The organism is Streptomyces sp. URMC 127 (assembly GCF_051386535.1).
In the GTDB taxonomy this organism is placed as follows: Bacteria; Actinomycetota; Actinomycetes; order Streptomycetales; family Streptomycetaceae; genus Streptomyces.
The window spans coordinates 1-288 of the sequence record NZ_JBPQTW010000534.1; the positions used below are offsets into that span (position 1 = coordinate 1).

At 75.0% G+C, this 288-nt stretch carries 1 pseudogene; it reads left to right on the forward strand.

The window, feature by feature from the left end:
• Window positions 1–121: 121 nt before the first annotated feature.
• Window positions 122–288 (forward strand): annotated as a pseudogene (locus ACSNOH_RS35275) (SurA N-terminal domain-containing protein); the annotation flags it as partial.

Here is a 288-nt window from a genome sequence, read left to right on the forward strand (position 1 = left end):
CACCCGCACACCCCCGCGCCCCGCGAATCGTTGGTCGAATCGGTGGCCCGGGCCACCCGGACTCCCTACCATCGATCAACGCAGGTCGATCACCGTCGCACGACCGCCGCCGGGAGGCTTCATGCTCCGCCGAAGGACCGCGCTCTCCGTCACCGCCGCCGCGCTGCTCGCCGCGGCCCCGCTCCTGACCGCCTGCGGGCAGACCGCCCATCCGGGGGCGGCGGCCGTCGTGGGCGACGACCGGATCACCGTCTCCCAGCTCCAGCGCCAGGTCGCGGACGTCCGCGA